An 8,800-nucleotide genomic window follows, 5' to 3' on the forward strand; every position below is an offset into this window, starting at 1 on the left:
GATGGACTCATGAAGAATGGCGTACAGGGGATTGGCAGCGCGACTGACGAGGCCCCGCACTTGTTCGAGGAATGTTTCGGAGAGGCGTGGGCCGGAGGCGGTGTCAATGAAGGCGTCCTCCAGGAGGTAATGAAGGGCGTCCACCCGGGTGTTGCCGCCGAGGAACGAACCGATCATCTGGAAACGCTCGGGGGTGAGCCTTTCACCGCTTGCCAGGAACTCCGCATGGCGGTCCAGGTGCCTGGCGATCCGGGTGACTGTGTCCCTGTCCTCCGGGTACCAGCCGAAATACTCGGCGTTCCGCGCGGCGACGCGCTGGAATGTGGCTTGGTAAACCCGCTCCGCCGGACCGTGGAGGGGAGCAAGGCCACCTGTGATGAGGACCTCGCGAAGGCCCTCGGGAGCGAGCGACAGGTAGGTCAACGCACAGAAACCACCGAAGCTTTGGCCAAGCACAGACCATGGTCCGGACCCCAACACCCGACGAATGTTCTCGGCGTCAGCCACAATCGAGTCGGCGCGGAAATGCGTCAAGTAGTCGGCCTGCGCGGAGGCATCGCCCCGGAGTTCGAGTGATTGTTGTTCAACAGGTGTGGACAAGCCGGTGCCGCGTTGATCGAGCATCAGGATCCGGAAGTCCCTGGCAGCCGCCTTCATCCAACCGGACAACGACGTAACCCGGTTTCCGCGGCCGCCGGGGCCTCCTTGGAGGAACAACAACCATGGCAATTTTTCGGCTTCCTCAGCCGTGTGTTCGGTGGAAGAGTATTCCCTGGCAAAGATGGTGATGGTCTCGCCGGAGGTGACCGGTTCACCCGGTGAATGCTCCAATGGAACGGTGAAGTAATGCTCAACTGTCCGCAGGCCGCGGAACTGGTGACGCGCGCGGACAACATGCATACCGGCGGCGTTCTGTTCGGCGCTCGGTTCCAGGTACCCCTCAGCCACGGGCAAGAGCCTCGTTCGCCTGGCCCGCCGTCGTACCGAAGGCCTCCAGTGCCTCGCCGGTCAGCCGGAAGGTGGACCATTTTTCCATGGGGAACGCGCCCAGGTTCTTGTAGAAGTTGATGGATGGTTCATTCCAGTCAAGGACGCTCCACTCCACGCGGGCGTAGCCACGTTCGACTGCCGTAGCCGCAAGATACTGCAACAGCGCTTTGCCATGTCCCTCACCGCGCGCATCAGGAACCACGTAGAGGTCCTCAAGGTAGATACCGTGGACGCCTTCCCACGTGGAGTAGTTCAGGAACCACAGAGCAAACCCTTGCACCGTGCCGGCACTGTTTTCGGCGATCGTGGCATAGACGCGGGGGTTCTCACCGAAGAGCACTTCCGTGAGCATGGCGGGGGTGTTTTTGACCGCGTCCGGTTCTTTCTCGTAGATCGCAAGATCATGGATCATCCGGAGGATGGCAGGGACGTCGTCAACAGTGGCTGGGCGGATTACAGTCATGGCTCCGAGCTTACTAGGGGAGCCTTACACGCCGCTCACGGTTCTCTGTCAGCTACTTCCATAACCAGGCCAAAGCCGACGTTCCGTATTGCACCGGTGCCTTCCTGTATTGCAGGGGAACACCGTCAATGGCGATGGGTGGCCCTACGAAGCGGAGTGGTCCGTAGGCGCTGTCGATCAGGCGTTTGTCAGGGACAGGTAAACCAGCGTCGTCCTTGGTGGTCAGGGGTGATGGAAAACCGAAGAGTTCCTCCGCCGTGCGGGCCAGGGAAACGTGTGCTGTTCCTCCGAATCCGGTGCGGAGGCGTTCGGACAGCAGAGCCAACGCGGCGGCGGCGATCCCATACCCCGTCGCATGATCCAGCGCTTGGACCGGCAGCACGCCTGGCCTCCACCCGTCGTCGTGGTAGCTGCCATACTGCTCCGCTATTCCGCAGGCAGCCTGGACCAGGCTGTCGAACCCCCGCCGGCTACTCCAAGGGCCCGTGCTGCCCCAGGCACTTAGCGCCACCACCACCAGGTCCGGCCTGGCTGCCAGCATGCTCGAAGGGCTGAAACCGTACCGGTCCAGTCCGCCGTGGCGGTACCCGGTCACAACGACGTCGGCGGATCCGAGCAGTTGGTGCACCGCTTCCCGCGCCCCGGCATCATTGAAGTCGGCTTCTGCGCTGCGCTTATCGAAACCCGAATCAACAAAGGCATCAGTGAGCTCGGGAAGGTGCGGCGGATCGATGCGCAAAACGTCCGCTCCGAGGACGCCCAGGAGGCGCGTGGCCGTGGGGCCGGCGATGACGCGTGTCAGGTCCAGGACCTTGAGGCCGGCCAGAGGCAGGAAAACATCCGTTGATGGAATCCACGACGACGGCCGCGGACTTCCGTCCGGCGCTGCGGGCCGGGTGAAACTGAGCCAGGGACCAGTGCCTGCTGCCCGGTGCTGGGGCGTGGACCGCCACTCGTCCCGGGAACGGACGGCTGCAGCGACACCCCTACCTGCAGCAATTGCTTCCTCTGCTTCCAGTGCTGTCATGGAAGGCAGGACACGGTCCAGCTCATCAGGAGTAGCGGCCCGGAGCGTCTCCATCAGCCGCTCCGCATGGTGCGGGTAGTTGGCATGCAGGCGTATCCAGCCGTCCAGCGTGCGGCGGAAGCCCGATGTCGGAGCAAAACCTTGAGGCTTCCGGCCCGAGATCCTGAGGTGCCCCAGTGAATCGAAGGAGGCAGCGGTCAGGTTCGACGATACTGAGTACCGCCCGGTGGAACCTGTCAGGGACTCCAAGGCGGTGGCTGCAGCCTGCACGGATCCCAAGGCGAGCCCCTCGACGTCCAGGCTCCCACACCACCAACGGCGTGGACCCATGCAGGCTGCCGGCTTGGCTGCGCTGAACGAATCCAGTACACGCAGGCTGCCGGTCAGATCCGGGACGGGTTCCACGGCCATTGGCCTAAAGCCTGTTGACGTCAGTCACCCGGACCACAGCTGTACCGGTTTCGTCAGATGCGGCCAAGTCCACTTCGGCAGAGATGCCCCAGTCATGGTTGCGCGCCGGATCGTCGAAGATCTGCCGGACCTTCCAGGTGCCGGGTTCTTCGGTGATGATGAGCAGTCCAGGTCCACGGGCGTCCGGGCCGGTGCCGATGTCATCGTGTTCGTCGAAGTAGTCGTCCAGAATTTCTTCCCAACGCTCCGCATCCCAACCCGCGTCAGCGTCGAGTTCGCCCAAGGCAGCAGAATCCTCATCAGCGAAAAGTTCAACCCGGCGGAACATCTCATTGCGGACCATGACGCGGAAAGCGCGAATGTTCGATGTCAGGAGGGGCGGCGGTGGCGGGGGAGCGTCGTGCGGCGTGGGTGCAAGGCCGGAGGTGAGCTCTTCCCACTCGTCCAGCAGGCTGGAATCAACCTGGCGGACCAGTTCGCCCAGCCAGGCAATCAGATCTTCGAGGTCCTCGCGAAGCAGATCCTGGGGAACAGTCTGCCGGAGTGCCCGGAACCCGTCGGCCAGGTAGCGCAGGACGATGCCTTCCGAGCGGGCCAGCCCATAGAACTGCACAAATTCACCGAAGTTCATGGCGCGCTCGTACATGTCCCGGATGATCGATTTAGGCGCCAGCTCAAAGTCGCCCACCCACGGGGCGGCCTTGCGGTAGACCTCAAAGGCCTCACCGAGGATCTCGGCCAACGGCATGGGATACGTAACTTCGTCCAGCATGGCCATGCGTTGGTCATACTCGATGCCGTCCGCCTTCATGGCAGCAACTGCCTCGCCCCGCGCTTTCTTCTGCTGCGCCGAAAGAATCTGGCGGGGTTTCTCCAAGGTGGACTCAATCACCGAAACCACGTCCAGGGCGTACGACGGCGACTCAGGATCGAGCAGCTCCAAGGCGGCCAATGCGAAGGGGGAGAGCGGCTGGTTCAGGGCGAAGTTTGCCTGCAGGTGCACCGTCAGGCGAACGGAACGCCCTTCGGCTTCCTGTTCGTCCTCAGGGATTCGTTCAACCACGCCTGCGGCCAGCAGTTCACGATAGATCCCCAGGGCCTTCTTCATGAGCTTGAGCTGCGCCGGACGGTTCTCGTGATTCTCGCTGAGCAAACGCCTGGTTGCCTGGAACGGGTCACCCGGACGTTCCATGAGGTTCAGGAGCATTGCGTGCGTGACGGTAAAACTGGATGTCAAGGGCTCGGGGACCGATTCCACCAGCCGCTTGAACGTGGGCTCGCCCCATGAGACGAAGCCCTCCGGCGGCTTCTTCTTGACCACTTGGCGCAACTTCTTCTGGTCATCGCCGAACTTGGCTGTGGCCTTCGCCATGGCCTTGGTGTTTTCCACTACGTGCTCGGGGGCTTGTACAACCACCGTTCCGGCAGTGTCGTACCCTGCGCGGCCAGCACGGCCGGCAATTTGGTGGAACTCACGTGAGTTAAGGGACCTGGTGCGAACGCCGTCGTACTTGCTCAAAGCGGTCAACAGCACCGTTCGAATAGGCACATTGATGCCCACGCCCAAGGTGTCTGTTCCGCAGATGACTTTCAACAGCCCCGCCTGGGCCAGTTGCTCCACCAAGCGGCGGTACTTAGGGAGCATGCCGGCGTGGTGCACACCGATTCCGTGGCGGACAAGTCTGTTGAGGGTCTTGCCGAAGCCGGCGGCGAACCGGAAACCAGCAATGAGCTCAGCGATCCGGTCCTTTTCGGCGCGGCTGCACATGTTGATGCTCATGAGGTTCTGGGCCCGCTCAATAGCTTCGGCCTGGCTGAAGTGGACCACGTACACGGGCACCTGCTTGGTGGACAGCAGTTCTTCCAGGCTCTCGTGGACCGGATCCAGGTGATAGTAGTAGTGCAAGGGAATGGGACGTTCTGCGGAACTGACCGTGGTGGTGGACCGTCCGGTCAGCTCAGTCAGTCCGGTTTCGAAGCGCGTGACGTCGCCCAAGGTGGCGGACATCAGCAGGAACTGCGCCTGGGGAAGTTCCAGGAGCGGAACTTGCCACGCCCAACCGCGCTGGGGATCGGAGTAGAAGTGGAACTCGTCCATGATCACCGAGCCAAGCTCCGCCGTCGAGCCTTCACGCAGGGCAATGTTTGCGAGGATTTCGGCGGTGCAGCAGATGATGGGGGCGTCTTGGTTGACACCGGAATCACCGGTGATCATCCCCACGTTTTCAGCACCGAAGATGTCACAGAGTGCGAAGAACTTTTCTGATACCAGGGCCTTGATCGGGGCGGTGTAGTAGCTTCGCTGGCCGCGTGCCATGGCTTCGAAATGCGCTGCGATGGCCACCAGCGATTTTCCTGAGCCCGTAGGGGTGGCCAGGATGACGTTGGCGCCGGAGGCGAGCTCCATGATCGCTTCGTCCTGCGCGGGGTATAGCTGCAGGCCGCGGCTCTCGGTCCACTCCACGAACCGTGTGTAGATTTCGTCCGGGTCCAGGGGACCGGTGGCGGTGGAACCGGGAAGCTGCTCAAGAAGTTTCATTGGTTTCCAGCTTAGTGCCCGGAAGGTTTAGGCTCGGCGCAGCAGAGGTGTCAGATGCGAGGAGGCTTTGATGAAGTGGGATCCTTCCAAATATGTAGAGTTTGGAAACCATCGGGACCGCCCGTTCCACGACCTCGTCGCGAGGGTCCAGGCGAACACACCCCTGAAGGTGGTGGACTTGGGCTGCGGCCCGGGGAACCTGACGGCGACGCTCGCCGAACGCTGGCCGGACGCCCATGTTGCAGGCATTGATTCTTCGGAGGAGATGCTCCTCAAAGCCCGTGCCCTCTCGCAGCAGTTCCTCCACTTGGAATTCACAGCCGGCGACATCGCGGACTGGCTCCCCGACGCCGACACCGATGTGGTGGTCAGTAATGCAGCCCTCCAGTGGGTCCCCGGCCACCTGGACATGCTGGCCGGCTGGCTGCGGGCCCTCAAGCCGGGGGCTTGGTTTGCCCTGCAGGTTCCAGGAAATTTCACTTCCCCATCCCACACGCTGATGCGGGAACTGGCCGAGTCGCCCCGGTGGCAGGCCCGGCTTGGCGGCGTACTCCGGCACGACGACGCCGTGGGCAGCCCGGCGGACTACTTGGAAATAATGCTCGACGCCGGATGCTCGGCTGACGCTTGGGAGACCACCTACCAACAGGTACTGAAGGGCAGCGATCCGGTCCTGCAGTGGGTCCGCGGCACCGGCCTCCGTCCTGTGCTGGCGGCGCTCTCCCCGGAAGAAGCCGCCGACTACGAATCGGAATATGCACGGATGCTGCGCACGGCTTATCCCGCCACCAGCCACGGAACCGTCTTCCCTTTCCGGCGCATCTTTGCTGTGGCCAGGAAGAACACATGAAGCCGAAGGGTTCCCTTTCAAGGATGGCAACGGTCCTGCTGCCGCGTGACCTGTTTGGTCATGGCGTACGTCATGCCGTTCTCCACCGCTTGTCCCGTGCCGTCGTCGCTGGTCTAATTCTCGGCATGGACCAAGGACGCTTCGAACACCAGATGCCCCGCCTCCTTCCGGCACGCGGGCGGAGCTCCTCATGACTCCCTCAGGCGATTTCCCCGGCAATTGGCGCCCCAACACCACCAGTGCTGTTGCCCTGTTTGAACAGCTGCGATTGCGGATCATCGAACTCGCTGACTCGGGAGTCCTGGCAGTGGGCGCGAAACTGCCGCCCGTGCGCAATCTGGCCGGCGTGCTGGATGTGGCCCCACACACGGTAGCCCGGGCCTATAAAGAGCTGGAGGCTGCCGGCGTCGTGGCAACCCGGGGCCGGAATGGCACCGTGGTCTGCGCAAGGGACGATCGCTGGGGCGCGCTGGCCGAGGTAGCGGGACAATACGCTGCCGCCGCCAAGGCCCAGGGTGCTTCTTTTGCCGAGGCAGTCCAACTCCTTGCCGCAGCTTATGACGCGGATTGATACCGATCAGTAGCATGTGAGGCACGACATGGAAATTCGAAGAAGTTTTCGATTAGCATTGGTGAGTGCCCAAAGCCTTAGCTGAAGATACCGCCATCGAATCTCCGAACAGTGTTCCCGTTGTTCCTGATACCAAGCCCGCGAGGCCTGACCTTTCGCGGCTTGTGGTCAAGGGTGCCCGGGAACATAACCTGCGCAACGTGGATCTGGACCTCCCCCGTGACGCCATGATCGTGTTCACCGGGCTTTCCGGCTCCGGTAAGTCGTCCCTGGCGTTCGACACCATCTTTGCCGAAGGGCAGCGGCGTTACGTCGAATCGCTCTCTGCCTACGCGCGGCAGTTCCTGGGCCAGGTGGACAAGCCTGATGTCGACTTCATCGAGGGCTTGTCGCCCGCGGTGTCCATCGACCAGAAGTCCACCAGCAAGAACCCGCGCTCCACGGTGGGCACCATCACCGAGATCTATGACTACATGCGGTTGCTCTGGGCCCGCGTGGGCCGCCCGCACTGCCCGGTCTGTGGTGAACCCATTGCACGCCAGACGCCGCAGCAGATCGTGGACCAGCTTCTGGAACTCGAGTCGGGCACACGCTTCCAGGTACTTGCCCCGGTGGTCCGTGGGCGTAAAGGTGAATTTGTCGATCTTTTCAAGGAGCTGACCGCCAAGGGCTATTCCCGTGCCCGTGTTGACGGCAATCTCGTTCAACTGAGCGATCCCCCCAAGCTCGGCAAGCAGTTCAAGCACACCATTGAAGTTGTGGTTGACCGCCTGGTGGTCAAGGAAGACATCAGCCAGCGGCTCACGGATTCCGTGGAAACTGCACTGGGGTTGGCTGAGGGCCGCGTCCTTGTTGAGTTCGTGGACCTCGACGCCGAAGATCCAGGCCGTATCCGCGCTTTTTCCGAGAACCTGGCCTGCCCCAACGAGCACCCCTTGGCGATCGATGAGATAGAGCCCCGTTCCTTCTCCTTCAACAATCCCTTTGGCGCGTGCTCGGCCTGCAGCGGCATCGGAACCAAGCTCGAAGTGGACGAGGAACTCATCGTCCCGAATCCTGAGTTGTCGCTGGGAGAGGGCGCCATCGCCCCTTGGTCCCTTGGCACGGCAACCACCGAGTACTGGAACCGACTCCTCGAAGGCTTGGCTGACGAACTCGGTTTCTCCATGAAGACCCCTTGGGAAAAGCTCCCCAAGGAAGTCCGGAACACTGTCTTGCACGGCAAGGACCACAAAGTTGTTGTCCAGTACAAGAACCGCTTCGGTCGTGAGCGCAAGTACAGTACGGGCTTTGAAGGTGCCATCCAGTACGTCCACCGCAAGCACGGTGAAACCGATTCCGATTGGGCGCGTGACCGCTACGAGGAATACATGCGGCAGATTCCGTGCCCTGAGTGCAACGGTGCGCGACTCAACCCGGCGTCTCTGTCCGTGCTCATTAACGGCAAGTCGATCGCCGCAGTGGCTGCCTTGCCGATGCGCGAATGTGCTGAATTCCTTGGCAGCCTGACCCTCACCAACAGGGAAGCACAGATCGCCAACCAGGTACTGAAGGAGATCCAGGCCCGCCTGACCTTCCTCCTGGACGTGGGGTTGGAGTACCTCAACCTCGAGCGTCCCTCTGGAACCCTTTCCGGCGGCGAAGCCCAGCGTATCCGGTTGGCCACCCAGATCGGATCCGGCCTGGTGGGTGTCTTGTACGTCCTTGACGAGCCGTCAATCGGCCTGCACCAGCGGGATAACCGGCGGCTTATCGAGACCCTCACCCGCCTCCGTGACCTCGGCAACACACTCATTGTGGTGGAGCACGACGAAGACACCATCCACGAGGCCGACTGGGTGGTGGACATTGGACCGGGCGCCGGAGAACACGGCGGCCAGGTGGTGCACTCCGGAACCTACAAGGAGTTGTTGGAAAACACGGATTCCCTGACAGGTGACTACCTGTCA

General features: G+C 62.1%; 7 protein-coding genes. 3 read left to right on the forward strand and 4 right to left on the reverse strand.

Annotated features, from left to right (window positions below):
* The 4 genes from HP499_RS16525 to HP499_RS16540 all read right to left on the reverse strand — a co-directional run.
* The coding region (locus HP499_RS16525) for an alpha/beta fold hydrolase (RefSeq protein WP_172325316.1) at nt 1-900 on the reverse strand (900 nt) is incomplete at its 3' end.
* A 40-nt stretch (nt 901-940) separates the two neighbouring features.
* Nucleotides 941-1,453, reverse strand: coding sequence for a GNAT family N-acetyltransferase (locus tag HP499_RS16530; RefSeq protein WP_172325310.1), 513 nt, complete (start codon nt 1,451-1,453; stop codon nt 941-943).
* A 52-nt stretch (nt 1,454-1,505) separates the two neighbouring features.
* Entirely contained in the window at nt 1,506-2,891 is a 1,386-nt protein-coding gene (locus HP499_RS16535; protein ID WP_172325311.1) for a CoA transferase, read from the reverse strand.
* A gap of 4 nt (nt 2,892-2,895) precedes the next feature.
* Nucleotides 2,896-5,430 carry an RNA helicase gene (locus HP499_RS16540; protein ID WP_172325312.1) on the reverse strand — a complete coding sequence of 845 codons (2,535 nt, stop codon included), beginning with the start codon at nt 5,428-5,430 and terminating at the stop codon, nt 2,896-2,898.
* 70 nt (nt 5,431-5,500) lie between these two features.
* Here HP499_RS16540 and HP499_RS16545 point away from each other — a divergent pair, with 70 nt between their 5' ends.
* The 3 genes from HP499_RS16545 to uvrA form a co-directional block, all read left to right on the forward strand.
* Complete coding sequence (locus tag HP499_RS16545; RefSeq protein WP_172325313.1) at nt 5,501-6,280, forward strand: trans-aconitate 2-methyltransferase; 780 nt, start codon at nt 5,501-5,503, stop codon at nt 6,278-6,280.
* 190 nt (nt 6,281-6,470) lie between these two features.
* On the forward strand, nt 6,471-6,851 hold the full coding sequence (locus HP499_RS16550) for a GntR family transcriptional regulator (RefSeq protein WP_172325314.1): 381 nt from the start codon (nt 6,471-6,473) through the stop codon (nt 6,849-6,851).
* A 65-nt stretch (nt 6,852-6,916) separates the two neighbouring features.
* Nucleotides 6,917-8,800 (forward strand): excinuclease ABC subunit UvrA (gene uvrA / locus HP499_RS16555; protein WP_172325315.1); only part of this gene is annotated, 1,884 nt, incomplete at its 3' end.

The sequence above is a fragment of the Paenarthrobacter sp. CM16 genome, from assembly GCF_013179505.1.
GTDB lineage: Bacteria > Actinomycetota > Actinomycetes > Actinomycetales > Micrococcaceae > Arthrobacter.